The following is a 24,088-nucleotide window of genomic DNA, read 5'->3' as shown; positions in this document are numbered from 1 at the left end:
TCAGCCGTGGACGCCGAGCACGTGGCGTTCACGGCTCGCGAGCACACCGGCCCACAACTGCAGGACGAGCAGCCCGATCAGCGCCATGAGCGGGATGCTCCAGCTGCGCGTCGCGGTGTGCAGTGCACCGAGGCCGATGGGGCCGAGCCCGGCCATGAGGTAGCCGAATCCTTGGGCCATCATCGAGACGTGGCCGGTGTGCCTGGCATCGGGTGAGCGCCAGACGATGTACGTGAGGGACAGACTGAGGGAAGCGCCCTGGCCGAGGCCGAGCACGGTCATCCACACGTACGCCGCCGACAGGGGAGCCGCTGCCAGACCGGCGAAGGCGGAACCGGTCAGTGCGACGGCGACCGCGACCGGAAGCCACGTCGGGCGGGTCCGTCTCGCGAGGGCGGGCGTCACCAGTGAGGCGGCGATGCCGAGAAGGGCTGAGTACGACAGCATCCAGCCGGCCGAGTGCGCGTTCATGCCCGCGTCCTGGAACAGGGTGGGGACCCAGGTCAGGGCCGCGTAGAAGCTCATGCTCTGGAGACCCATGAGCGCGGTCACCGCGATGGCGACCGGATCACGCGTCAGCGCGCGGACGGTGGGCTCACCGGCAGGGGACGGGGCGTCGGCGACGTCATGGGTCCGAGGGTCGCGGACGGGGGTGTGCCGCAGCTGCGGGAGGAGGACGAGGAAGGCGAGCAGCGCGGGGATCGCCCACAGCCCCAGCGTGGGTCGCCAGCCGCCCCCGACCAGGGAGAGCAGCGGCACCGTGGCGCCCGCGGCGACGGCGGCGCCGACGGAGAGCGCGGTCGCGTACAGGCCCATCATCAGGCCGACGTGGTGAGAGAAGTCCCGCTTGATCGCGGTCGGCATGATGACGTTGGCGATCGCGATCGACGCACCGATGACGACGGTGCCGACGAAGAGGCCTGCGAGGCCCGGCTGGAGACGCAGGGCGATGCCGGTCGCGAGCGCGAGCATCGTCGCTCCGAGGAGCCGGTGCAGGCCAAGCCTGCGGCTCAGTGCCGGGGTGACGAACGCGAAGGCGCCGAACGCGACGACCGGGATGGTCGTCAGGAGGCTGACGACGATCTCGGAGAGGCCGAGGTCCGCCTGGATGTCCGAGAGCACCGGGCCGACGGAGGCGACACCGATGCGCAGGTTGAACGCGGCCGTGAGGAGGCCGACCGCCAGTACGGCGGTGCCGAGTCTGCCGCGGGCGCCGCCGCCCGGCCGTGTTCGCGGCGTCGGCTCTTGGAGGAGAGTGGTCACGCGTGGTCGTCCTTTCGATCCCCGTCAGGCCGGGGAGTCCTTGACGTCTTGGGGCGTCGACCTCAGTTGATCCGAGGGGGCCGAGGCGGCCAACTGATAACCTGACGAAAGATGCCCAAAACCCGCCACGAGGCCCATCACGAGCCGATGCGGCTCGAACAGGCCCTTCGTGAACACGTCTTCCTGCTCGGGCACGACGAGCGCACTCCCGAGCACAAGCACGCGCGCGGGCATCTGGTGTACCCGGCCACCGGCGTGCTCTCGCTCGCGACCTCGACGGGTTCCTGGATCGCCCCGTCGAACCGGGTCGTCTGGATTCCGGCGGGCTTCGAGCATCAGCACCGCGCCCACGGCCAGACCGACATGCGCATCGTCTTCATGGCGCCGAGCCTGGCGGTACTGCTGCCCGCGCGTCCCGCGGTGCTCGTCATGACGCCGCTCGCGCGAGAGGCCACCTTGACCCTGACCGGATCCGAGCGCCGTTCGGCGGGGGCGCGCTCACGTCTGCGCCGGGTGATCATCGACGACATCACCACCGCGCCCGAACAACCGCTCCATCTCCCCGAGCCCCACGACGACCGGCTCCGCGCCGTTGTCGCCCTCGTGGAGGAAGGACTGTCGAGCCCTCTCACGCTCGGCCGACTCGGACATCACGTCGGCGCCAGCGAGCGGACGCTCAGCAGGCTCTTCCAGCAGGAGACCGGAATGAGTTTCCCCCAGTGGCGCACCCAACTCCGCGTCCATCACGCGCTTCTGCTGCTCGCCGGCGAGGTCTCGGTGATCAACACGGCGACCGCCTGCGGATGGGCCAATCCGAGCGCCTTCATCGACGCGTTCACGTCCCTCGTCGGACAGACACCCGGCCAGTACCAGCGCTCGCTTCGGGGCGACACATGGGTCAAAGGACGGCATCGAGAAGCATGAACGCCGCCACGGCCAGCAGTACGTACGCGAAAGAGCGCTGCAGCCGGGGGCCGGACATCTTGAGGGCCAGGCGTTTGCCGTCCCACGCGCCCAGGATCGCGGCCCCCGCGAACGGGCCGATCGCCGACCAGTCGAGGCCTGCGACGGTGGCCCCTCGGGTGGCCAGGGAAGCCAGCGAGTTGGTGGAGATGACCAGCAGGCTGGTACCGATGGCGGCCTGCATCTCAAACGCCAGCACGGTGACCAGTGCCGGGACCGCGAGGAAGCCTCCCCCCACTCCCAGCAGGCCGGTCAGCGCGCCCAGACCGGCCCCCGTGCCCGCCACCTGCACGGGCCGCACGGCGCCGCTTCCCGCACGGGCCGGGGGTGCGGGACGCAGCATCCTGAGCGCGGCGAGGCCGGCGACGGCGCCGAAAGCGAGGGTGAGGGCGGCCTGCGGCAGAGCGCCCGCGGCGGCTCCGGCGAGCGCGGCGGGCAGCAGACCGGCCGCGGCGAACACGGCTCCGGCTCTCCACCGCACGTTTCCGGAACGGGCGTGGCCGTACAGCGCGGTCAGCGACGTGGCGGTGACGATGACCAGGCTCGCGGTGGTGGCCGCCGCCGGGGTGAAGCCGAGCAGGTAGATCAACGCGGGCACGGCGAGGACACTGCCCCCGCCACCGAGAGCGCCGAGCGCCAGGCCCACCACGGCGCCCGCGAGCAGGGCCAGGACGAGGGTGCTCACGCTGCTCGGCCGCCCTGCCCGGGTATCGCGTCCACCGGCGGTGCGGCGCGGTGCGGAGTGGCGGGGAGAGGGTGACCACTGTTGGGGTGGGACATCATGGGCGGCCTTCGTGCTCGCGTACGCGGTGGTGGTTCAGGAACGGGCGGCAGGGGTGGTGAGGGGCAGGCCCGCCTCGCCCGCGGCGTCGATGCCGTCGTCGACCGCGACGACCTGCCGTCCGGCGGCGTCCAGGAGCGAGGCGGCGATCGCGGCCCGCATCCCTCCGGCGCAGTGGACCCACACCGTGCCGTCCGGTATCTCACCGACCCGCAGGCGCAGTTCGTGGACCGGGACGTGCACCGAGCCCGCGATGTGCCCGGCGGCGCGTTCGGAATCGCGGCGCACGTCGAGCACCAGCGCCCCCTCGCCGCGCCGACGCGCCTCGGCGAGGTCGGCGAACGTGGCGCGCGGGAACGACGCGGGACGTTCCCCCTCGCGCAGCCAGCTCGCCGGGCCACCGGTCGCGGCGGCGGCCGGACGGTCGATGCCCACCCGGGTCAGTTCGCGCTGGGCGTCGGCGATCTGTCCGGCCGTCTCGGCCAGCAGCGTGACGGGCTTGCCCCAGGGGATCAGCCAGGCGAGATACGTGGCGATCTTGCCCTCGCCCTCGAAGTTGAACGACCCGGCCACGTGCCCCTCGGCGAAGGCGACCCGGTTGCGCAGGTCCACCACCCACTCGCCGGCCGCCAGCCGCTCGGCGATCTGCCCGGCGTCGGCGTGCGCGGGCGGGGTGAGGTCGACGGGCGCGGGTCCGGCGGCGTTGATCGGGCCCATGTGCGTGTAGTAGGCGGGCACTTCCGCCAGGCCCGCCAGCGTCCGGGCGACGAAGGCGTCCACGTCGAGGGTGAACGCGTCGTTGGTCCTGCGCTCGTCGCCGATCGTGGTCGCGTCCCCCTCGGCCTGGGACGAGGCGCAGAAACTGCCGAAGCCGTGGGTGGGGAGCACCGGCACCGCGTCGTCGAGTTCGTCGGCGAGCCGGTGCGCGGAGGCGTGCTGGGCCCGTGCCAGTCGCTCGGTCAGCCGCGGCTCCACCAGGTCCGGGCGCCCCACCGTGCCGATCAGCAGGGAGCCACCGGTGAACGCCGTCACGCCGCGGCCGTTCTCCTCCAGGACGTACGAGGTGTGGTGGGGCGTGTGGCCGGGAGTGGCGACGGCACGCAGCACCAGTTCCTCGTCCACCACGACCGTGTCGCCGTCGGCGACCGGGGTGCGGGCGAACGACACCTGAGCCGCCGACGGCACCAGGTAGACGGCGCCGGTGACGCGAGCGAGCTCCAGGCCCCCGGTGACGTAGTCGTTGTGGACGTGGGTCTCCGCCACGTACGCGATGCGCACCTCGCGCCGCGCCGCGGCCGCGATCACCTGGTCGATGTCGCGCGGCGGGTCGACGACGACCGCGGCGCGTGCGCCGCCGGACAGGTAACTGCGGTTTCCCAGGCCCTCGAACGCCAGGGTGTCGACGAAGAACATGACTGCGGTCCCTTCTTGAAGAAGCGGTCGAGCACGTGACGGGCCACGCGGTACTCGTCGTCGTTCTCGACCGGGGACGGTGCGCTCCCCGGAAGACGTCCGAGTGCCCCGTGCAGCCGGTACGCACACTGTGTGGGAAGCCCGCAAGAGTGGCAAAGATATTTGCCGTTACCGCAAGTCGGTGAGGGGTCGTGCGCCGCCTGGCCGGTTCCGCGTCAGCGGGCGCACAACCGGTCCAGCGCCGCCTGGCTCTCGTCGTCCGCGGCGCGGTAGATCACCAGACGCTGGTCCGGACTCTGAAGGGGCACGAGCACCTCGAAATGCACGCCGATCACCCCGGCTTCGGGATGCCGCAGCACCTTGTGCCCGCGGCCGTTGACCTTGACGTCCCGCTCGGCCCACAACCGCGCGAACTCCTCGTCACGAGCGGTGCATTCGGCGATGAGGTCGCTCAGTACCCGGTCCTCCGGATGCGCGGCCCACGCGGCGCGCAGATGGGCGATCCCCTCCCGCACGACGCGTTCGCGGTCGGCATAGACCTCACGCAGCTGCGGATGCATCAGGCACAGCCACATCGCGTTGCGCCGGGCCGGCGGAAGGGTCTCGAAGTCCACCAGCAGCCGGGCCATTTCGCCGTTCCAGGCCAGGATGTCGTAGCGGTGGTTCATCAGCATGGCCGGCAGCGGCGAGAGGTCGGCGACGAGGCGGGCCAACGGCGCCGCGGGGGTGGTGGCGGGCTTGTCGTCGTTACGGGGGCGCTGCTGGGCCAGGTCGAAGAGGTAGGCCCGCTCATCGGGGGCCAGCCGCAGCGCCCGCGCCAGCGCCTCCAGCACGTCCGCCGACGGCCGCAGCCCGCGGGCCTGTTCCAGCCGTACGACGTAGTCGGTGCTGACCCCGGCGAGTTCGGCGACCTCTTCGCGGCGCAGGCCCGGGGTGCGCCGGGCCTGCCTGCGCGCCGGCAGCCCGAAATCGTGCGGGTCCAGCCGTTCGCGCCGGGCGCGCAGGAACGCGGCGAGCTCCCGCGTCGTGTCGACCGTCGTGTCGGCGGTGCGGGTCATCGTGTCCACGGTGCGGGTCGTCATGCCTGATCCAACAACCAGGGTAGGACTGGCGTTCCCAGGAACTTCCTTCCCTTACCCCTGGTGCGCGGCGATCGCAGGCTTGTCTTCGGCAACGGATCACAAGCACAGGAGGACACGATGTCTCTCACCCTCGACACCTACCGGCTGCTGGGCCGCTCCGGACTGCGGGTCTCACCGCTGGCCCTGGGCGCGGCGACCTTCGGCACCGAGTGGGGCTGGGGCGCCGAGCGGGACGAGTCGCGCAAGCTGTACGACCTCTACGTCGAGCGAGGCGGCAACTTCATCGACACCGCCAGCACCTACACCAACGGCAGCTCCGAGCGGCTGCTGGGTGAATTCACCCGCGACCACCGCGAAAGCCTGGTCCTCGCGACGAAGTACACGACGCTGCGCCGGCCCGGCGACCCCAATTCCGGAGGGCCGCACCGCAAGAGCCTGTTCGCTTCGGTGGAGGCCAGCCTGCGGCAGCTGAACACGGACTACCTCGACCTGCTCTACCTGCACCTGTGGGATTTCACGACGCCGGTCGAGGAGATCCTGCGCGGCCTGGACGACCTGGTCCGGCAGGGCAAGATCCTGTACGTGGCGATCTCCAACGCCCCCGCCTGGCAGGTGTCGCGCATGCAGGCCATCGCCGACCTGCGCGGCTGGTCACCGCTTGTCGCGCTGCAGATCGAGTACAACCTGATCGAGCGCACCGGGGAACGTGACCTGATCCCCATGGCGCGCGAGATGGGGCTGGGCGTGCTCCCGTGGTCGCCGCTGGCCGGCGGGGTGCTCACCGGCAAGTACGGCCGCGCCGACAGGGCCGCGAAGGACGTCGCGCTCGACGACGGCACCCGCAAGAGCCTCACCATCGCCAGTGGCGCGCTCACCGACCGCAACCTCGCCATCGTGGACGTCGTGAAGGAGGTCGCCACGGAGCTGGGCCGCACACCCGCCCAGGTCGGCCTCGCCTGGACCCTGCGGAACCCGGGAGTGACGGCGCCGATCATCGGCGCCCGCACCGCAGCCCAGTTGGAGGACAACCTGGGCGCCCTGGAGGTCGACTTCACCGCCTCCCAGCTGGCCCGCCTGGACGAGGCCAGCGCGATCGGCCTCGGCTTCCCGCACGACGCGCTCGCCCGCGACACGACCCTCAAGATGACCCGCGGCGACATGAGGATCGAAGCCCGTCGCTGAACCTGTCGCCCTCGGGGGTCGTCACGTTCCGTCGGCGTCGTCCTCCGAGAGCAAGGCGTGCACCCGCTGCAGGACGTCGAGGTGGGCCTCGTTGTAGAACTCGACCAACGCGTGCACGACGACCGACCGGGTGATCGCCCCTCCCCGGCGGGAGGAGGCCTCCAGGTCACGCAGGAGGGGGTGGTTCCGCTGCTGTTCGCGGACCACGGGCGCGAGGCGTCGCGCGAGCCGGCGGCGCACGTCCTCGGGCGCGTCCGCGGGAAGGGCTTCGAACTGTGCGGCGACGTCGTCGCGAGGCGCCGCGAGCTGCTCCTGGAGCGCGGACATCGCCGAGGGGGTGAGGAAGCTGGAGTACGCCAGCAGGAGGGACCGCTCCGCCGCCGGCAGGTCGTCGGCGAGCGTGCCGAAGCCCGCGGGCAGGCCGACCGAGGCCCGGTCGTCCAGGATCGCCGCCAGTTCCCGGCGCATCCGCTGCTGGCGTTCGATGGTCGCCGCGAGTTCTGCGTCCAGGGCGCGCAGGATCTGCTCCGCCCCCTCGTCGCCGGCCTCGACCGAGGGGATGTCCGACAGCGGCAGACCGATGTCGACCATCCTGCGGATGCCCAGCAGGCGGACCAGGTGCTTGACGCCGTACCGCTTGTAGCCGTTGGCCGCTCGTTCCGGCTCCTCCAGCAAGCCGATCTCGTGATAATGCCGGACGGTTTTCAGCGTCGTACCGGCGAGTTCGGCCAGCTGACTCGTGCTCCATGCCACCGGCGGGCCCTTTCCTGGGGTGCTCCGGTCGTTCCCGAGACGATCCATTCAAGACCATGCCCCAGGGGCACGGTCAACCCTCGACCGCGCCGGTCGCGCACCCCGGCGAGACGGGCTTGACCCTGCCCCTGGGGCACGGAGTGCGATGGGCGGCGACCACAGCCATGACACACGGCACGGGTACGCGCGGCCCGGTCCCGCCGCGACCAACGGGAGCGACATCATGATCAAAGAGTGGCGGCGGCGTCGGGCCGTGCAGCGGGTGAAGCCGGGAGACGGGCGAGCTCTGCAGCGTTTCCGCTGGTGGCAGCTGCCCTTCCGTGCGCTGTTCTATCTTCGCCTGACGAGCGACGACGGCAGCCACACGGTCTACGCCGTCGACGTCAGACACTGGCAGAGCCACTCGTCCGAGAACCTCAAGGCCCACCTGTACCGCGACGGCAGGCAGCACGCCCTGTCCAGGCTCCCCGCCGCCCTGCCGGTCCCGGGCGGCACCGTCGAGGTGCGGATGAGCCCCTTCGGGGTCAAGCGCTGCCACTACGTCACCGACCGGGGCCCCGAGTACCAGCTCGTCCCGGACCCCCACTCGGCGGAGGGCCGCCGCGGGCGCCTCGAACGCGAGCGCCCCGCGCTGAGCCGCGCGATCGGCCTCCTCTCGCTGTGCGTCCTCGTCGCCGCCCTGGCCGTCCTCGTCCCGCAGGTCGCCGAACAGCTCACCAAGCCCGAGGAGATCGCCCGGCACACCGGGAGTTTCACCTCGCCCATCGGCCTCCCGAAGTGGGGCAACATCGCGCTCGGCCTCGCCACGGTCGCAGCCAGCACCGAGAGGGCGTTGCGGCTGCGCTACAACTGGCTGCTCGACGGCGGAGCGGGATGACGGAGACACCCCCTGCCGACGCGGGACCCGGTTCTTAGAAAGCTCTTAAGCGCCCCTCGGATACTCGCGATCATGGACCAGCCCAAGAACACCCCGCAGGGGGAGAGCCACGGATCCCCGGACCAAGGACGGCACCGGGACGCCGCGGGAGTCGTGCGCAGGAGACGCAATCGCGGTCTCGGGATAGCCGTCGCGCTCGTCGTCACCGGGACCACCGCGTCGGCGGGCTACGCCGTCGTCGTGGACGCCGACGCCAAGTCGCCGCAGGCCGCGGCCCCCAAGGTGCGCGGCGGTTCCGTGTCCTTCGACGTGGCCGGTGGCAGAACCACCGTCGACACCTCCACGCTGCGGGTGAGCGGGCGCACCGGCGACGGTGGGGCCGTCCCCGTTTCCGGCGCGGCGGCCGACGACTTGGGCAAGCCGAGCCGGGTGCGGGTGGACGGCTCCCGCGCCCGGTGGTCGTACGCCGCCAAGGGCTTGGAGGTCACCGCGGTCAGTGAGGCGGGGCGGCTGCGGATGACGGTCGAGGCCGAGAAGGACGGCACCCTCGCCTGGCCCGTCACCGGCAAGGGGAAGGGCGCCGACGGCGCGAACGCCTCGCTTCAGGTGCCCCGGGGCGAAGGGCTCTCCGTGCCGACCAAGGACCGCTTCTGGAATTCGAAGGCGGCGGGCCTGGCCGGCACCGAGGCGGAAATGGACACCGGCTCCCTGACCCTGCCGGTGTGGGGATACAGCACGGGCGGCGGGCAGGGCGTCAGCTACCTCGTGCCGGATAGCATCGGCAGTTCGCTCGCGTTCGCCTCGTCGGGCGGCCGGTTGAGCGCGACGGCCAAGCACGCGTTCTCCCGCCGGGAGAAGACCCTCGGCTACACCGTCACCTTCGCGCTCACCTCGGGTTCCCCCGTGGCACCCGGCAGCGACTACCACCGATGGCTGCGCCAGCACGGCCAGTCGCACACCCTCAAGCAGAAGATCGCGGAGAACCCGGAGATCAGGAAGCTGCTCGGGGCCGAGCACGCGTATCTGTGGGGCGGGGCCCGCGGGACGAAGGCCGTCGAAAGGCTGCGCGAGCAGGGCAACACCCGGCTGTGGCTCGGCTATGACGCCGACGACAGCCCCATGAGCAAGAAGGCCGTGGCGACAGCCAAGAAGCAGGGCTACCTCGTCGGCCCGTACGACACCTACGCCAACGGCCAGGACCCCCAATCCGCCGACACCCCTGTGGCGAAGTGGCCGGGCAAGGTCTACCCCGACTTCTGCGTGCGCGACTGGAAGGGCAAGATCAAGACGGGGTTCGGGGGCCGCGGCTGCTATCTCAGCTCGGAGGCGTTCGCCAAGTCCGAGCCCACCCGGTCCTATCTCGCCCGGCACGTCAAGAACATGACCAAGAACGGCGTCAACAGCGTCTTCCTCGACGTCGACGCGGCGGGCGAGCTCTTCGCGGACTTCTCCGAGAACCACCCGATGACGAAGAAGCAGGACCGGGCCAACCGCATGGCACGCATGCGCACGCTCGCGGACAAGGACGGCTTCGTGCTCGGGTCGGAGTCCGCCGTCTCCTGGTCGGCACCGGCGCTCGCCTTCTCCCACGGCTCGCAGACGCCGGTGAACGACAATCTGTGGCCGTACCAGAAGGAGAAGGACTGGGGCGCCTACTATCCCGACGACGCTCCCGGGTTCTTCTTCAAGCCCACCACGCTCCCGGACCCGCTGGCGAAGTCGATGTACGACCCCGCCTACCGCGTGCCGCTGTACCAGACCGCGCTGCACGACTCCCTCATCAGCACCGAGCGCTGGGAGATGCCCTACGGCAAGTTCCCGGCGCAGAAGCGGGACCGCGCCCTGATGTCCGTGCTCTACAACACGCCGCTCAATTTCGTCCTGGGCGAGCAGAATCTGGAGACCGCGGGCAAGGAGATGGCCCACCTGCAGCGGTACTTCGCCCCGCTGCACAAGGCGGCGGGCACGGAACGGATGACCGACTTCGGCTGGCAGACCAAGGACCACACGGTCCAGCGATCGGTCTTCGGCGACGGCACCCTGACCGTGACGGCCAACTTCGGCAAGAAGGCCCACCAGGGCCTGCCGGCCGGCTGTGTGGACGCCAAGCTCAAGACGGACCCCAAGCCACGCCGCCTCTGCCCGGCCAAGGGCTGACGGCGCTCGCTCAGTGGAGGATCGTCCGGCCGAGCAGGACGAGACACGGGGAGCAACTCATCCGGCCGCCCGAGCGGCGTACGCGCGGACGTCCGCGTCCGGGTCCAGGACCGCTGTGGCCAGCGCAGCGCGGGCGTTCTCGTTCGCCGTGTGGCAAAGGAGGGCCAGGACCGCGGCCTTGCGGACGTCCGCGTTGGGGTCGTCGAGTGCCTTGGACAGGGCCGGTATCGCGTGACGGGGGTCGGCCGCGCCCAGGGCCGCTGCCGCGCCCGTGCGGACCTGCCAGGCCGGGGCGGCCAGCGCGGCCACCGCCGTGATGTCGTACGGGGTGGGGCAGCCCACGGACGCCAGTGCGGTGAAGGCGGCCGCGCGGACCAGGATGTCCGCGTCGTCGAGCAGGGGGGCCAGCGCCTGCGGTGTGTCCAGGCCGCACGCCACCGTGACCCGCACCTCGCGGGCCGGGTCGACGCGGGCGCGGGCCACGGCGTCCAGTGCGCCGACCGAGACCAGGGCGCGTACCGAAGCGATGCGGACCTCGATGTCCGGATCGGCCAGCGCGCGGGCGTAGGCGGTGGCCTCGCCGAGGCGCAGGGCGCGCAGGACGTCGAGCGCGGTCGCCCTGACCACGGCGTCCTCGTGGCCGAGTGCAGTGAGCAGGCCCTGGGCCAAGTCCGGGTCCCGGGGCAGGACTTCGACCAGTTCGCGCAGGGACGCCGCCGCGGCGCCGCGCACACCCGGATCGGTGTCCGCGAGCGTCTCGGCGAGCGCCTGGCCCGTCCCGGTGGGAACGGTCTCGGTGAGCGCGGCCACGGCCGCGCGGCGGACGGCGGGGTCCGGGTCGCTCAAGAAGGGGCGCAGGTGGGGGAGTTCGGGGGCGGTCTCGCTGAGGGCGAGCAATTCCAGTATGCGTGGCGAGTGGGCGGTTGCGGGCGCCTCGTGGGGTGTTGGTGTGGTGGGTGGAGTGCTGGTGCTTGAGCCCAGGGGAGGCTGGCTTCGCTGTCCCGCCGTGGCCACCTGCTCCGGGTGCACCTCGCCCAGGTGACGTGACGCGCCGCCGCCCGGCGTGAACTCCTCGACAGGGACCAGGTACGGCTCCACCGGACGCGCCGTGAACTCCATTGCTCCGGCAGGGGACTTGTGCAGATCCAGATGGTGCAGCCAGCCGTCGTCGTCGCGCTTCGGGTGATCCGTACGCTCGTGGTAGAGACCCCAGCGGGACTCCGTGCGGGCCAGCGAAGAGCGGGCCGCCATCTCCGCGCAGTCCCGGATGAAGTGCACCTCGGCGCAGCGCATCAGCTCGTGCGGGGTCTGCGCGCCCATCGCGTCGATCTCGCCGCGCATCCGCTCGAAGTGGTCCACGGCCAGGGAGAGCCGGGCGCCCGTCTTGGGCGGGGCCACGTAGTCGTTCACGAAACGGCGCAGCTTGTACTCGACCTGCGGTTGCGGCGGCCCTTCCGGGTTGCGCAGCGGGCGGTAGATCAGCTCGTGGGCGTCCCGCACCTGCTCGGAAGGCAACTCGCCCTCGTATGCAGTGAATTGCGAGGCGTCCGCGCCCGCCAGATCACCGAAGACGAACGCCCCGATCATGTAGTTGTGCGGTACGGATGCCAGGTCCCCGGCGGCGTACAGACCGGGCACGGTGGTGCGGGCGTGGTCGTCCACGCGGACGCCCGACGCCGAGTGGCCCCCGCACAGGCCGATCTCGGAGATGTGCATCTCGACGTCGTGGGTGCGGTAGTCGTGCCCGCGGTTCGCGTGGAAGGTGCCCCGCGTGGGGCGCTCGGTGGAGTGCAGGATGGTTTCCAGCGCGCTGATGGACTCTTCCGGGAGATGGCTGAGCTTGAGGTACACCGGGCCGCGGTCGGAGGCGAGTTCGGCAGCGAACTCCGACATCATCTGCCCCGACCAGTAGTCGGAGTCGACGAAGCGCTCGCCGTGCCGGTTGACCTGGTAGCCGCCGAAGGGATTGGCGACATAGGCGCAGGCAGGGCCGTTGTAGTCCTTCATCAGCGGGTTGATCTGGAAGCACTCGATGCCGGTGAGCGCGGCGCCGGCGTGGTAGGCCATGGCGTAGCCGTCACCCGCGTTGGTGGGGTTCTCGTAGGTGCCGTAGAGGTAGCCGCTCGCGGGCAGGCCCAGGCGACCGCACGGGCCGGTCGCGAGGATCACGGCGCCGGCGCGTACGGTCACGAACTCGCCCGTCCGCGTGTTGAATCCGGCCGCGCCGACGGCCCTTCCGTCCGCCGTGAGTACGCGCACCGGCATCACGCGGTTCTCGATGCGGATGCGCTCGCGCATCTCGCGGCGCCGCAACTGCCGGTAGAGGACCTTCTTGACGTCCTTGCCCTCGGGCATGGGCAGCACGTACGAACCGGAGCGGTGCACCTGGCGCACCGCGTACTCGCCGTGTTCGTCCTTCTCGAACTTCACGCCGTAGGACTCCAGGCGCTGCACCATCGCGAAGCCGCGGGTCGCCGTCTGGCGGACGGTGGACTGATCGACGATGCCGTCGTTGGCGCGGGTGATCTCGGCCACGTAGTCGTCGGGTTCGGCACGGCCGGGGATGACGGCGTTGTTGACGCCGTCCATGCCCATGGCGAGGGCACCGGAGTGGCGGACGTGGGCCTTCTCCAGGAGGAGGACGTTCCTGCCCTGCTCGGCCGCGGTGAGCGCCGCCATCGTGCCGGCCGTGCCGCCGCCGATGACGAGGACGTCGCAGGAGAGCTCCTGGGCGTCGGTGATTGCGGGGATCTGCATGGAAGGGGCCTCTCAAGTACCGAGGGACGTCAGAACGGTGCGGCGCAGCTCGACGGTGGCGGGATCGCCGTGGGAGGCGCGGTCGCGTGGATGCGGCACCTCCAGTACGGCGGGTGTGCGAGGTGCGCGTAGTGCGCCGGGCGCTGGACCTGTGCCGAGGAGGGCGACGCGGTCGCCGAGGAAGAGCGCCTCGTCCACGTCGTGGGTGACGAAGACGACGGTCGCGCCCGTGCCACGCAGCACATCGGCGAGCAGTTGCTGCATTCCGGCCCGGGTCTGCGCGTCCAGCGCACCGAACGGCTCGTCCATCAGGACGGCTCGGGGCTGGCCCGCGAGGGCGCGGGCGAGTTGGACACGCTGCCGCTGCCCGCCCGAGACGCGGTGCGGCAGCGTGGCACCGTGCCCGCCCAGGCCGACGCGCTCCAGCCAGTCATCGGCCTGAGCGCGACGCTCGGCTCGTCTCAACCCCTTGATGGCCAGGGGGAGTTCGACGTTCGCGCGGAGGGTGCGCCAGGGCAGCAGTGCGTCGTCCTGGAAGATCAGGGCCCGCTCGGCGTGCGGCGCGGTGATGGGCTCACCGTCCTGGGTGACCTCCCCGCCGAGGGGAGGCAGCAGCCCGGCGAGCGTGCGCAGGAGGGTGGACTTCCCGCAGCCGGAGGGGCCGACGACGGTGAGGATCTCGCCGGGCGCGATGTCCAGGGTGAGCCCGTCGAGTACGGCTGCTCCCTGCCGCCCGATCGACGCGTCACGCAAGGTGAGCCGCGTGCCACGAGGCGGGGCCAGGACAGGGGCGTGATCGAGGGCGGTCTCGGGGGCGGTCTCGGGGGATGTCGTCATGGGTCACGCCTCCTTGTGAACGCGGTCCGGCGTACGCACGGACACCCGGCGCCTGCCCGTGTCGGTCGCCTCGGTCGCGCCAGTCGCGCCAGTCGCGCCAGCCGTGTCAGCCGCCTCGGTCTCGTGAGCATCGCCAGTCACTTCGGCCGCCCCGGCAGCTGTGGAGCCGCGGGGCCCGAGGCGCGGCGCCGGTGCTGCCTCGACGCGGAACTCCGTCCGGGGCAGCCACCGCGTCACACGGCGGCCGAGGACCTCCACCGCCGTGGACGTCATCCACCCGAGTGCGCCGATCGTCACCATGCCGACGAGGACGCCGGGGTAGTCGACCACCGTGTAGTCCTGCCAGGTGCGGTAGCCCACGCCGTACTCTCCGGAGATCATCTCCGCCGAGATCACGCAGATCCACGAGACGCCGATGCCCACGGAGAGCCCGCCGAGTATGCCGGGCAGGGCCCCCGGCAGAACCACCGAACCCAGCACCCGCCACCGGCCGCCGCCCATCGTGAGGACCGCCTCCTCCCAGACCGGGGTCAGCGCGCGCACCGCGTGCCGGGTGGAGACCATGACGGGGAAGAACGCCGCGGTGAAGGTGATGAAGACGATGCCCTGCTCATTGCTGGGGAAGAGCAGGATCGCCACCGGCACCAGGGCGATCGCCGGTATGGGCCGCAGCACTTCGAGCACGGGCCCCAGCAGATCGGCGGCCAGGCGCGAGCGGGCGATGGCCGTGCCGACGGCCACCCCCGCGACCGCCGCGAGCGCGAAGCCGGTGACGATGCGGCTGAGGCTGTCGGTGAGGTCCTGCCAGTAGGCGTCGCTGCCGACGCGCTGCCCGAACTCCCGCGCCACGTCGACGACCGTGGGGAACTGCTCGAAGCGCAGCCACAGATTGACGTCGAGCGCGGTCAGGAGCTGCCACAGGCCGAGCGCCGCGACGAGGGACAGGACGCGCAGAAGGTGACGGACGTGACGGTTCGTCATGATGCCTTCTTCAGGGCCTGGTTGTACGAGATGGTGCGCGCGCCCGGGTGCCCGGAGGCGTAGGCGTCGGCGGCGGAGGGTGTGACGAAGGGCAGCAGCTTCGTGCCGTCGGCCACCCACACGGCCTTGTCGGCGAACCAGGGCGTCCCGGTGCCGGCGTCGGGGACGTACGCGGCACGCACCTTGCCCTGCTGGGCGGCTGCCTGGCGCAGCATCTGGGCCGGGGTGGCGAAGGACCGGGTCCGCTGCTCGCCCTTCAGCCAGAGTTCGCTGCGCGGCGCCTTGGGCACTGCCCTCCGCGCCGCCGCGTATCCATCGCCGTACGCCTTCTTCACGTACCGCTCGTCGACGAAACCCTCCACGTCGACGTCGCCCACCAGCTTCGCCGACTTCAGCACGGGCACGTCCTTCTTCAACGCGGCCACCAGGGCGGGTTTGACCGTGGTGTCGAAGGTGGCGATGCCGTGCGCCCCGTTGTAGAGGTAGACGACCTCGGGCGGAAGGCCGGTGGCCTCGGCCACCGACTCGGCGGCAGCGACCGGATGCTCGTTGAGGTAGTCCGTCGCTTTGGCCTGGGCGCGCAGAAAGTCCTCGAGGACGCCCGGCCGCTTCTTCGCGAAGTCCTCCCGTGCAGTGACCCCGTGGAAGGTCGGCAGGTTCAGTTCCGCGCCGTCGTACAGCGCGCGGGCCCTGCCCTGGAAGGCCAGCAGGCCGGGCCACGCCACGAACTGCGAGAGCGCGTCCGCGCCGCCCGCCTGGAGCGCCGACGCGCCGACCGCGGGCTGCTGGTTGAGCTTGCGTATGTCGTCCTCGGGGTCGATGTCCGCCCGTCGAAGCGCCCGTACCAGCGTGCCGTCGGCGGCCGAACCGACGCTCGTCGAGACCTTCTTGCCGCGCAGGTCCCCCAGCGAGGAGAGCTTCGAACCGGTGCCGGTGACAATGGTGTTGAGGCCGCCGCGGAGGTTGTAGCCGGTGACGGAGACGAGCTTCGTCGGCCGGTTCAGCTGGGTGCCGCGGGCGGCGTTGATCAACAGAGGGAAGTCGCCCATCGAACCGATGTCGGTCTTCCCCGCGGTCATCTGCGCGGTGATCGGCGCACCGGTGGCGTAGTCCTGCCACTTCACCTTGTACGTGACGCCCTCACGCTTGCCGCGCGCGGCGAGCTCCCGCTCGAAGTAGCCGAGGGACCGCAGCAGCGTGCCCGCGGTGACGGTGTTGATGGTCTTGGACTGGTAGCCGATGGTGACGGTGACGGTACCGGGGTCGTCCGCGCTCGCCCCGCCACAGCCCGCCAGGGGGAGGACCAGCAGGGCGGCCAGTGCCGTGGTGAGTGCCGTGCGTTTCATGGGAGTGGAGACCTCTCGACCTTCGCCGGTGTTCTTCGGCGGTTTCACCGGAGCAGGTAGGGCATGTTGACCGTGACCGCGTCCGTGGGGCAGCGGGCCGCGCACGGGCCGCAGTACCAGCACTCGTCGACGTGCATGAAGGCCTTGCCGCTCTCCGGGTTGATCGCGAGCGAGTCGAGCGGGCACATGTCGACACAGAGAGTGCAGCCGTCGATGCACTTCGACTCGTCGATGGTCACGGGCACGTCGGCGCGCTGGGGTGCCAGAGGCATGGCTGTCTCCCGGAAAGAGGTGGGTGAGGGAAAAGAAGACCGTGGGACCGGCCGTCGGGGTCAGAGCGCGCGGTGGAGCAGCCCGCTCATGGTGATGCGGTCGCCGCGGAAGCGGATGAACTCCAGGTCCACGGGGCGCCCGTCGGACAGCGCGGTGAGGCGTTCGAGCATGAGTACGGCGGCGCCGCGCGGCGCCTCCAGTACGGCGGCGGAGTGCGCGTCGGCGTTGACGGCCTCCAGGGTGATCTCGGCCGTGCCGAGCGGCTGCCCGGTCAGGGTTTCAAGGAGCCGGAACACATCGGTGTTCTCCAGGTCGCAGCCGATGAGACCGGCGCCGACGTCCATCGGGATGTAAGTGAGGTCGAGGGAGAGCGGCAGGCCGTTCAGCCGCCGCAGCCGCTCGATGTAGAGCACGTCGGTGTGCTCCACGAGGCCGAGCCGCCGGGCTACGGGCGCGGGCGCGGGGACGGGACCGACCGTACGGACTTCGTTGGTGACGTCGCCGTGTTCGAGCAGGGTCTCGGCCAGGCCCTGGAGCCGGTTCAGGCCGTGCGGATACTTCTCGGAGACCACGACGGTGCCGACCCCGGGCTGCCGTTCGACCAGCCCTTCCGTACGGAGCAGATCGAGCGCCTGCCGGACGGTGTTCCGAGAGACGTGGTAATCGCTGCCGATGGCGCCCTCCAGCGGCAGCACACCGCTGGGAAAGCCCCCGGTGCGTACCTGGTGGCGCAACAGGTCGGCGAGCTGCCGCGCCTGGTCCGCGCGCAGCCGGCGCCGTCGTGCGGCGGCGACCGGCACGGTGTGCTCGCGGATACGTTCGGCTGGCATGCGAGGGACCATACCGACGTGTCCCGGCCCGTGGTGTTGCCGAAGTGTTGCGCCACTCAACGCACCGCGCCTACCGCCTCTGACCTGCGTGTTCGCAAAGCTGACGGGAAGATCTGCCAGGGGGCGGCGCTTTTTGCGCCGCCGCTGAGACTCATGTGCCGCAGGACAGGGCGGTGCAGCGTTCAGGACCGGGCGGTTCAGCGTTCGGGATCGAGGAGGGTGTGCGCGACGTCGCCGGTCAGCACCTGGCGGGCCACGTCGGCGAGGTTGAGCTGTCGGTTGCGTGCGTACGTCCGCATGCGGATGAACGCCTGGTCGGCACTGCACCCGCGGGATTTGGAGAGGAACCCCTTGGCCTGCTCGATGACGATCCGCGATTCCAGCGTTCCCTGGAGCCGCGCGATCTGCGACTTCTGCCCCTGCATCACCCGCTGCTGGATCACGCACATGGTGGCGGTGTCCGCCAGCGCCTGGGCCAGCCGCAGCTGGCCGGCGTCCAGTGGCTCCGGCCGGTCGTGGAGGAGGCTCAGGGCGCCGACCACCGTGCCCTGGCGGCACAGCGGGACCGTCGCCACCGAGGTGAAGCCGAGCAGCAGGGCGCGCGGGGTGTACCGGGGCCACCGCGGACAGGCGTCATCGGCGTCCAGCCGGGCCTCGGTGATGTGCGCGGGGGAGCGGCAGCAATCCCGGCACGGGCCCTCGTCCCATTCGAGGCCGAACAGCTCCAGCGCGCGGGTGTACTCGTCGGATGCCACGACGTCCACGCCGCCCTGGCCGTGCGGAATGTCCAGCAGGACCCCGGCCGCCGACACGTCGAGCAGGCTCACGCAGTGTTGGGTCAGCGTGTGCAGGAGATCGGGCACGCTCACATCCCGCACCAGTGGGGCGGCGAGAGCCACGAACGCGGACGCCGGCCGCTGCTCCTGCTGCTTCTCGGACATGGCGGTCATGCCACCTCTCCCTTCCGTGTGGCACACCGTCCACACCAAGGCGATGAGAAGGCCGGCCGCAGAGTCGAGTTCATGCTCCGGCTGAGGAATTCACGGAATCCACTCCACGCTACCGCGATCCGCCGCCGCATATCAGACGCGGGACGACCCTCTTCCGCCCTGTTGAAACGGGAATCAAATCCCGGTCGACTTCCTCTCCTCTCCACCCGCTCTCCTCATCGCGGACTTTCCGGCGCCCGTGGCGGCCTCGGAAAGAATCCACTGGTGCGCCTGCGGTAGGCGGCGTAACCGGGCCGTTCCGCCATATGCCGTTCGAGAAGGGCCTTGCCGCTGCCCCGCGTCAGCAGATACGTCATCACCAGCGGGCCGACGATCGTGGCGGCGGCCGCCACGGGCGCCTCGCACGTGATGAGGAACAGGCCCCACCAGACGCAGAAGTCGCCGAAATAGTTCGGATGGCGCGTCCAGGACCACAGACCGCGGTCCATGAGGCGTCCCTTGTTGGCCGGGTCCGCCTTGAACCGGGCGAGTTGGTAGTCCCCGACGCCCTCGAAGACCAGGCCGACCAGCCACAGGAGCACTCCGACGGCGGCGAGCGCACCCACCGGCCCGGTGATGTACGCGGCGGCCTGCACGGGCAGGGACACCAGCCAGACCAGACCCCCTTGCAGCAGATAGACCATGCGCAGGGCGTACGCGTCCTTGCTGCCCGGAGCCTTCGACAGCAGCCGCTCGTAGCGCGGATCCTCGCCGTGTCCTCGCGCGCGCCAGGCGATGTGCCCCGCGAGCCGCAGCCCCCACACCACCGTCAGAGCCGTCACGAGAAGCCGTCGGCCCTCGTCGCCGTGCCCGGACGAGACGGCGTACGTCACCAGGGCGACGGCGGCGAAGGCGATCCCCCAGGCGATGTCCACGACGCGGTGCATCCCGCGGCGCAGCGCGCACGCGAAGGTGACCAGGAGTACGGCGAGGGCGGTGAGCGCCGCGAAGGCCAGATTGACGCCGAACGCGCCCCAGGCGAAGCCGTTCACGACGCGCCGTCCCCGCGGTACGGGCCGGGCGTCGTGGCGGGCATCCCCGACCAGCCCAGATCACTGGTGCGGACGGCGAGAATCTGGTCGACGCCCATGCGCCCCTCCTCGAACGCGAGCGAGCCGCCCACCAGATACAGCCGCCAGGTCCTGGCCGCCTCCACCCCGACCAGCGAGACGAACTCCTCCCAGTGCTCCTCCAACGTGGCACGCCAGGCGTCGACCGTGCGCACGTAGTGCTCGCGCAGCGCCTCGGCCGAACGCACCTCGAAGCCCGCCCCCTCCCACAGGCCGACCGTCTCGCCCAGGGGACGCATGTGCATGTCCGGCGCGATGTACGACTCGATGAAGGCGCCGCCGCCCGGGGCCGTGGACCCGCGGGACATCTGCTGGACGAGTATCCGGCCCTGCGGCCGCAGCAGACCGTGCAGTTGGGCCGCGAACCCCGGGTACTCCGCGTCCCCGACGTGCTCGCCCATCTCGATCACACTGATGGCCTCGTACTGCCCGCTCTCGATGGCGCGGTAGTGCCGAAGCTGTACGTCGACCTGATCGCCCAGGCCCAGCTCGCGCACCCGCGCCCGGACGAAGTCCCGCTGCTCGCGGGAGAGCGTCACGGCCGTGACCTGCGCCTTGTACTCCTGCGCCGCGTAGAGGGCGAACGCCCCCCAGCCGCAGCCGACGTCGAGCAGCCGCGAGCCGGGGGCCAGCCCCAGCTTCCGGCAGATCAGTTCCAGCTTGGCGCGCTGGGCCCGCGCCAGGCCGTACCGCGGATCGTCGCTCTCCCAGTAGCCGCAGGAGTACGCCATCGAGGGGTCGAGCAGCTTCTCGTAGAAGCGGTGCGAGACGTCGTAGTGGTGGCTGATGGCGGCACGGTCCCGGGCGGTGCTGTGCCGTACGCCCCGCAGCCGCGCACGCCCCGCGGGCGCCTTCGGGGGCGGGCCCACGGCGCCGAGCCTTGCCGCCGTCGCCATGGCGGACGCCAACTGCCCCACGCCGGGCCTGACCGGCGCGAGCCGCTGCTCCCTGGCCCCGGCCCACATGGTCCGCAGTCCGTCGGCGAGGTCGCCCTCGATGTCGACCTCCCCGGTGATGTACGCCTCGGCCAGGCCGAGTTCACCCGGCTGCCACAGCAGGCGGCGCAGCGCCCGGCGGGAGCGGACGATCACCACGGGGGTGCCCGGCGGCCCGCACTCGCTGCCGTCCCAGGCGCGCAGCCGCAGCGGCACGGGCCCGCCCAGCATGTCGGTGAGAAGTCCGCCCAGACGTTCCGCGATCGAGGTCACTGTCCTGCTCCCTGTCCGGTCAGCTGGATCTGGTGCACGTCGAGGTAGCCGGACCGGAAGCCCGCCTCGGAGTAGGCCAGGTAGAAGTCCCACATGCGACGGAACGTGGCGTCGAAACCCAAGTCGCCCACGGAGTCGTCCTGTTGGGCGAAGCGCTCGCGCCACAGCTCCAGCGTCTGCGCGTAGTGCGCGCCGAATCCCTCGCACGCGGTGACCCGGAGGCCGGTGTGGGCGCGTGCGGTCTCCTCGATGGCGTCGGCGGACGGCAATTGGCCGCCGGGGAAGATGTACTTCTGCACCCAGGTGAAGGTGTTCCGGCTGGCGAGCATCCGGTCGTGCGGCATGGTGATCGCCTGGAGCGCCACCGAGCCGCCCGGCGCAAGCAGGGAGTCCAGCGTGCGGAAGAACGTGGGCCAGTACTCCGCCCCGACCGCCTCGATCATCTCCACGCTCGCGATGGCGTCGTATCTCCCGCGCACCTGGCGGTAGTCGCACAGCTCGACCCGCACCCGGTCCTGGTGGCCCGCGGCCCGCACCCGTTCCCGGGCGAGGTCGCGCTGCTCGGCGGAGAGGGTGACCGAGTGGACGTCCGCGCCCCGGGCCGCCGCACGGATGGCCAGGGCGCCCCAGCCCGTACCGATCTCCAGCAGCCGCGTACCGTGCCCCACGCCGCACAGGTCGAGCATGCGGTCGATCTTGCGGTGCTGGCCCGCCTCCAGATCGGGCCAGGCCGCGGGCAGATGGTCGAACAGGGCGGCGGAGTAACTCAGCGACCCGTCGAGGAACAGCGCGAACAGATCGTTCGACAGGTCGTAGTGGTGCTGGATGTTGGCCTGCGCGCCACTGGGGGTGTTGCGCTGCTCGGCCGGCTGCCTGGGGGCCCAGAGAGAACGCAGCCGTTGCAGCGACGGCGGCACCAGCGTGGCCGTGTTCTCGGCGAGCACGGTGAGCACCCCGACCAGGTCCCGCGCGTCCCACTCGTGCGCCATGTACGACTCGCCGAAGCCGACGAGCCCGTGCGCCGCGACACGCCGCAGGAAGCTGTCGGGGTCGTGTATCTCCAGCAACGGGCCGCCCGTGCCCAGGCGTTCACCGGCGCCCATCGTCACCTGGAGCGGCAGGCGGTCCAGCGCGTGCCGCACGACGAACCGGCCCGCCGTCCGCCGGGCGGCGGAGCAGGGCGGGACGGCCACGACGTCGGGCCACCGGTCGGCGTCGATCACGGCGCCCCGCGGACGGGACATGCCGGACACACCGGATGCGCCGGATACGGACGTACTCACTTCATGCCCTCCTGGGGACGGTGACGGGGTCGGTTCTGTACGGGCAGGCCTCGTAGCCACAGCGCGATGCCGTGGCGCCGGATGGACGCCGCGACGGCCACCGTGGACCAGGGGTGGCGCACGGCCGCCCGCAGGAGCACTCCGGTGGTGGCGAGGCGGCGCTCGCCGCGCACGGTCGCCGTGAACTTCCGGTGGCCGCCCAGGTCGAAGTGCAAGGTGATGGCGAGGCGCTCGTCCGGCGCGGGAAGCCGCATCCGGTACTCGCCCTCGACGGGGAAGAACGGCGAGACGTAGAACTCCTTGGGCACGTCCGCGTGGTCCGCGGCGTCGGGGCCCAGGAGGTAGCAGTGCCGCTCGCCGTAGGTGTTGTGCACCTCGGCCACCACACAGCGCAGTTCACCGCCGGGGCCGTGACACCAGTACAGGGACAGCGGGTTGAAGACGTATCCGAGGACCCGCGCATGGGCGAGCATCAGCACGCGGCCGCCGTCCAGCGTGATGCCGCGGCCGGCGAGGAAGGCCTCAAGGCCCGTCCTGATGTCCGTGGCCGCCGCGTCGAAGTGGTCGCGTCCGTCGAAGCGGGCCAGCGGGCGCAGCGCGAAGGGGAGCCGGGGCGGCTCGTCCAGGTCGATCAGCCACAGGTAGGTGCGGTGGGTGAGCTTGTACTGGCGTGGACTGGTGCGGACGTGGGTGATGACGCTCGGATACAGCGCCGGCGCGGATCCGGGGGAGGCGTTCACCAGCGCACCCCCATCGCCAGGGCCGCCTCGACCCCCGAGCGGCAGCCGTCCTCGTGGAATCCCCAGCCGTGGTAGGCGCCGGCGAAAGCGGTGACGGGTCCGTTCAGGGAGGCGAGCCGTCCTTGCGCGGCGAGCGACTCCGGGGTGTAGACGGGGTGTTCGTACGCCATCTCGGCCAGCACCCGGTCGGGGCTGACGATGCTCTTGCCGCCCAGGGTCACCACGTACGTCTCGGGGGCGTCGAGTCGCTGCAGACGGCTCATGTCGTAGCTGACCCGGACGTGGTCGGTCGTGGCGCCGCACGAAGGCAGCAGATAGTTCCACGAGGCGCGCGCGGCGCGGCTGTGCGGAAGGACCGTGGTGTCGGTGTGCAGGAGGGCGGGATTGCGGGAGTACCGGAAGGCTCCCAGGATCTCGCGTTCCGCCGTGGACGCGTCCGCCAGCAGCCGCAGCGCCTGGTCGGGATGGACCGCGACGACCACGGAGTCGTACGCATCGGTCGAGCCGTCCTCGGTGGTGAGGGTGACGTGGCCGTCGCCCCTCCGCAGGGACCGCACCGGCGCGCGGGTGCGCACGGCCTGGAGCTGCTTGCCGATCCGCTCCACGTACTCCCGTGATCCGCCCGCCACGGTGCGCCAGGCCGGAGATCCGCTCACCGTGAGCATCCCGTGGTGGTCCAGGAACCGGAACAGATAGCGGGCCGGATAGCGCAGGGCCGTACCGGGCGGGCAGGACCACACCGCCGAGACGAGCGGCACCGCGAAATGCCGGACGAAGTAGTGGGAGAAGCGGTGCCGGGTGAGGAACGCACCGAACGTGCTGTCCGCGTCCGCCTCCGCCACGCCATCGGCGGTCCGTGTGAGGGACTCCGACGCCCTGCGGTGGAAGCGCGGTATCTCGGCGAGCATCCGCAGGTAGGGGCCGCGCAGCGCGTTGCGCGGCTGGGCGAACAGGCCGCGCGGGCCCCGCGCGCCCGCGTATTCGAGGCCGCAGCCCTCGCACCGCACGGACATGCTCATCTCCGTGGGCCGCGAGGTGACGCCCAGTTCCCGGAACAGGCGGAGCAGGTTCGGATAGGTGCGGTCGTTGTGCACGATGAAGCCGGAGTCCACGCTGCGTGTCCGGCCGTCGCGTCCCGTGACGTCGTGGGTGTGCGCATGACCCCCGAGCCGGTCGTCCGCCTCGTAGAGGGTCACATCATGTGCGGATCGCAGGATGTGGGCGGCGGTGAGCCCCGCCACCCCGGATCCCACCACCGCGGTACGCCGTCGCTGTTCTCTCATGCCGTCCCATCTCCTCGTCC

At 71.3% G+C, this 24,088-nt stretch carries 21 protein-coding genes; 4 read left to right on the top strand and 17 right to left on the bottom strand.

Annotation, left to right across the window (positions count from 1 at the left end):
* Nucleotides 1-1,263 carry a CynX/NimT family MFS transporter gene (locus tag ACFUPX_RS33580; RefSeq protein WP_383331428.1) on the bottom strand — a complete coding sequence of 421 codons (1,263 nt, stop codon included), beginning with the start codon at nucleotides 1,261-1,263 and terminating at the stop codon, nucleotides 1-3.
* Nucleotides 1,264-1,410: 147 nt separating this feature from the next.
* On the opposite strand from ACFUPX_RS33580, the gene ACFUPX_RS33575 reads away from it, so the two are divergent.
* A complete protein-coding gene (locus ACFUPX_RS33575) occupies nucleotides 1,411-2,187 on the top strand; it encodes an AraC family transcriptional regulator (RefSeq protein ID WP_383331475.1) in 777 nt (258 codons plus the stop codon).
* Here ACFUPX_RS33575 and ACFUPX_RS33570 read toward each other — a convergent pair.
* The 3 genes from ACFUPX_RS33570 to ACFUPX_RS33560 form a co-directional block, all read right to left on the bottom strand.
* On the bottom strand, nucleotides 2,162-2,911 hold the full coding sequence (locus ACFUPX_RS33570) for a sulfite exporter TauE/SafE family protein (RefSeq protein WP_383331425.1): 750 nt from the start codon (nucleotides 2,909-2,911) through the stop codon (nucleotides 2,162-2,164). The two genes, ACFUPX_RS33575 and ACFUPX_RS33570, sit on opposite strands and share 26 nt — an antisense overlap.
* A gap of 132 nt (nucleotides 2,912-3,043) precedes the next feature.
* Nucleotides 3,044-4,420 carry a rhodanese-like domain-containing protein gene (locus ACFUPX_RS33565; protein ID WP_383331422.1) on the bottom strand — a complete coding sequence of 459 codons (1,377 nt, stop codon included), beginning with the start codon at nucleotides 4,418-4,420 and terminating at the stop codon, nucleotides 3,044-3,046.
* Nucleotides 4,421-4,635: 215 nt separating this feature from the next.
* Nucleotides 4,636-5,502, bottom strand: coding sequence for a helix-turn-helix domain-containing protein (locus ACFUPX_RS33560; RefSeq protein ID WP_383331419.1), 867 nt, complete (start codon nucleotides 5,500-5,502; stop codon nucleotides 4,636-4,638).
* A 117-nt stretch (nucleotides 5,503-5,619) separates the two neighbouring features.
* Between ACFUPX_RS33560 and ACFUPX_RS33555 the strand changes: the two genes are divergently transcribed.
* Complete coding sequence (locus ACFUPX_RS33555; protein ID WP_383331416.1) at nucleotides 5,620-6,684, top strand: aldo/keto reductase; 1,065 nt, start codon at nucleotides 5,620-5,622, stop codon at nucleotides 6,682-6,684.
* A 21-nt stretch (nucleotides 6,685-6,705) separates the two neighbouring features.
* On the opposite strand, the gene ACFUPX_RS33550 is transcribed toward ACFUPX_RS33555, so the two are convergent.
* Nucleotides 6,706-7,437: a MerR family transcriptional regulator gene (locus ACFUPX_RS33550; RefSeq protein ID WP_383331413.1), complete on the bottom strand. Its 732-nt coding sequence runs from the start codon at nucleotides 7,435-7,437 to the stop codon at nucleotides 6,706-6,708.
* A gap of 223 nt (nucleotides 7,438-7,660) precedes the next feature.
* Between ACFUPX_RS33550 and ACFUPX_RS33545 the strand changes: the two genes are divergently transcribed.
* Nucleotides 7,661-8,314 (top strand): hypothetical protein, encoded by a 654-nt coding sequence (locus ACFUPX_RS33545; protein WP_383331410.1) that lies wholly within the window; start codon nucleotides 7,661-7,663, stop codon nucleotides 8,312-8,314.
* Between the two features lie 72 nt (nucleotides 8,315-8,386).
* Nucleotides 8,387-10,471 carry a glycoside hydrolase gene (locus ACFUPX_RS33540; RefSeq protein ID WP_383331407.1) on the top strand — a complete coding sequence of 695 codons (2,085 nt, stop codon included), beginning with the start codon at nucleotides 8,387-8,389 and terminating at the stop codon, nucleotides 10,469-10,471.
* Between the two features lie 57 nt (nucleotides 10,472-10,528).
* On the opposite strand, the gene ACFUPX_RS33535 is transcribed toward ACFUPX_RS33540, so the two are convergent.
* The 12 genes from ACFUPX_RS33535 to ACFUPX_RS33480 all read right to left on the bottom strand — a co-directional run bounded on the left by ACFUPX_RS33535 (nucleotide 10,529) and on the right by ACFUPX_RS33480 (nucleotide 24,068).
* A complete protein-coding gene (locus tag ACFUPX_RS33535; protein WP_383331405.1) occupies nucleotides 10,529-13,228 on the bottom strand; it encodes a fumarate reductase/succinate dehydrogenase flavoprotein subunit in 2,700 nt (899 codons plus the stop codon).
* 12 nt (nucleotides 13,229-13,240) lie between these two features.
* Complete coding sequence (locus ACFUPX_RS33530; RefSeq protein WP_383331402.1) at nucleotides 13,241-14,065, bottom strand: ABC transporter ATP-binding protein; 825 nt, start codon at nucleotides 14,063-14,065, stop codon at nucleotides 13,241-13,243.
* A gap of 3 nt (nucleotides 14,066-14,068) precedes the next feature.
* Complete coding sequence (locus ACFUPX_RS33525; protein WP_383331399.1) at nucleotides 14,069-15,046, bottom strand: ABC transporter permease; 978 nt, start codon at nucleotides 15,044-15,046, stop codon at nucleotides 14,069-14,071.
* On the bottom strand, nucleotides 15,043-16,392 hold the full coding sequence (locus ACFUPX_RS33520; protein ID WP_383331396.1) for an ABC transporter substrate-binding protein: 1,350 nt from the start codon (nucleotides 16,390-16,392) through the stop codon (nucleotides 15,043-15,045). The genes ACFUPX_RS33525 and ACFUPX_RS33520 overlap by 4 nt, the downstream gene beginning before the upstream one ends.
* Before the next feature lie 44 nt (nucleotides 16,393-16,436).
* A complete protein-coding gene (locus tag ACFUPX_RS33515; RefSeq protein ID WP_190086068.1) occupies nucleotides 16,437-16,664 on the bottom strand; it encodes a ferredoxin family protein in 228 nt (75 codons plus the stop codon).
* A gap of 60 nt (nucleotides 16,665-16,724) precedes the next feature.
* Complete coding sequence (locus ACFUPX_RS33510; RefSeq protein WP_383331392.1) at nucleotides 16,725-17,495, bottom strand: GntR family transcriptional regulator; 771 nt, start codon at nucleotides 17,493-17,495, stop codon at nucleotides 16,725-16,727.
* Nucleotides 17,496-17,692: 197 nt separating this feature from the next.
* The gene (locus ACFUPX_RS33505) at nucleotides 17,693-18,445 is read right to left on the bottom strand and encodes an ANTAR domain-containing protein (protein ID WP_383331389.1); all 753 of its coding nucleotides are present in this window, start codon (nucleotides 18,443-18,445) and stop codon (nucleotides 17,693-17,695) included.
* Between the two features lie 215 nt (nucleotides 18,446-18,660).
* A complete protein-coding gene (locus ACFUPX_RS33500; RefSeq protein WP_383331386.1) occupies nucleotides 18,661-19,476 on the bottom strand; it encodes a DUF1295 domain-containing protein in 816 nt (271 codons plus the stop codon).
* The gene (locus ACFUPX_RS33495; RefSeq protein ID WP_383331472.1) at nucleotides 19,473-20,720 is read right to left on the bottom strand and encodes a class I SAM-dependent methyltransferase; all 1,248 of its coding nucleotides are present in this window, start codon (nucleotides 20,718-20,720) and stop codon (nucleotides 19,473-19,475) included. The genes ACFUPX_RS33500 and ACFUPX_RS33495 overlap by 4 nt, the downstream gene beginning before the upstream one ends.
* 38 nt (nucleotides 20,721-20,758) lie before the next feature.
* Nucleotides 20,759-22,006, bottom strand: a complete 1,248-nt coding sequence (locus tag ACFUPX_RS33490) for a class I SAM-dependent methyltransferase (protein ID WP_383331469.1) — start codon at nucleotides 22,004-22,006, stop codon at nucleotides 20,759-20,761.
* A 35-nt stretch (nucleotides 22,007-22,041) separates the two neighbouring features.
* Nucleotides 22,042-22,785 (bottom strand): DUF1365 domain-containing protein, encoded by a 744-nt coding sequence (locus ACFUPX_RS33485; RefSeq protein ID WP_383331383.1) that lies wholly within the window; start codon nucleotides 22,783-22,785, stop codon nucleotides 22,042-22,044.
* The gene (locus ACFUPX_RS33480; protein ID WP_383331380.1) at nucleotides 22,782-24,068 is read right to left on the bottom strand and encodes an NAD(P)/FAD-dependent oxidoreductase; all 1,287 of its coding nucleotides are present in this window, start codon (nucleotides 24,066-24,068) and stop codon (nucleotides 22,782-22,784) included. Before ACFUPX_RS33480 ends, ACFUPX_RS33485 begins: the two co-directional genes overlap by 4 nt.
* Nucleotides 24,069-24,088 lie beyond the last annotated feature (20 nt).

It is taken from the genome of Streptomyces sp. NPDC057302 (genome assembly GCF_042667685.1).
In the GTDB taxonomy this organism is placed as follows: Bacteria; Actinomycetota; Actinomycetes; order Streptomycetales; family Streptomycetaceae; genus Streptomyces.
Note: the sequence above shows the minus strand (reverse complement) of the source record. Positions and strands in the feature narration are given on the sequence as shown.

Bases quoted from the DNA above. Each gene is read 5' to 3' on its own strand.
- ACFUPX_RS33575 (WP_383331475.1), top strand. From the start codon at position 1,411: ATGCGGCTCGAACAGGCCCTTCGTGAACACGTCTTCCTGCTCGGGCAC.
- ACFUPX_RS33565 (WP_383331422.1), bottom strand. From the start codon at position 4,420: ATGTTCTTCGTCGACACCCTGGCGTTCGAGGGCCTGGGAAACCGCAGT.
- ACFUPX_RS33560 (WP_383331419.1), bottom strand. From the start codon at position 5,502: ATGACGACCCGCACCGTGGACACGATGACCCGCACCGCCGACACGACG.
- ACFUPX_RS33555 (WP_383331416.1), top strand. From the start codon at position 5,620: ATGTCTCTCACCCTCGACACCTACCGGCTGCTGGGCCGCTCCGGACTG.
- ACFUPX_RS33545 (WP_383331410.1), top strand. From the start codon at position 7,661: ATGATCAAAGAGTGGCGGCGGCGTCGGGCCGTGCAGCGGGTGAAGCCG.
- ACFUPX_RS33540 (WP_383331407.1), top strand. From the start codon at position 8,387: ATGGACCAGCCCAAGAACACCCCGCAGGGGGAGAGCCACGGATCCCCG.
- ACFUPX_RS33535 (WP_383331405.1), bottom strand. From the start codon at position 13,228: ATGCAGATCCCCGCAATCACCGACGCCCAGGAGCTCTCCTGCGACGTC.
- ACFUPX_RS33530 (WP_383331402.1), bottom strand. From the start codon at position 14,065: ATGACGACATCCCCCGAGACCGCCCCCGAGACCGCCCTCGATCACGCC.
- ACFUPX_RS33525 (WP_383331399.1), bottom strand. From the start codon at position 15,046: ATGACGAACCGTCACGTCCGTCACCTTCTGCGCGTCCTGTCCCTCGTC.
- ACFUPX_RS33520 (WP_383331396.1), bottom strand. From the start codon at position 16,392: ATGAAACGCACGGCACTCACCACGGCACTGGCCGCCCTGCTGGTCCTC.
- ACFUPX_RS33515 (WP_190086068.1), bottom strand. From the start codon at position 16,664: ATGCCTCTGGCACCCCAGCGCGCCGACGTGCCCGTGACCATCGACGAG.
- ACFUPX_RS33510 (WP_383331392.1), bottom strand. From the start codon at position 17,495: ATGCCAGCCGAACGTATCCGCGAGCACACCGTGCCGGTCGCCGCCGCA.
- ACFUPX_RS33505 (WP_383331389.1), bottom strand. From the start codon at position 18,445: ATGACCGCCATGTCCGAGAAGCAGCAGGAGCAGCGGCCGGCGTCCGCG.
- ACFUPX_RS33495 (WP_383331472.1), bottom strand. From the start codon at position 20,720: ATGCTGGGCGGGCCCGTGCCGCTGCGGCTGCGCGCCTGGGACGGCAGC.
- ACFUPX_RS33490 (WP_383331469.1), bottom strand. From the start codon at position 22,006: ATGTCCCGTCCGCGGGGCGCCGTGATCGACGCCGACCGGTGGCCCGAC.
- ACFUPX_RS33480 (WP_383331380.1), bottom strand. From the start codon at position 24,068: ATGAGAGAACAGCGACGGCGTACCGCGGTGGTGGGATCCGGGGTGGCG.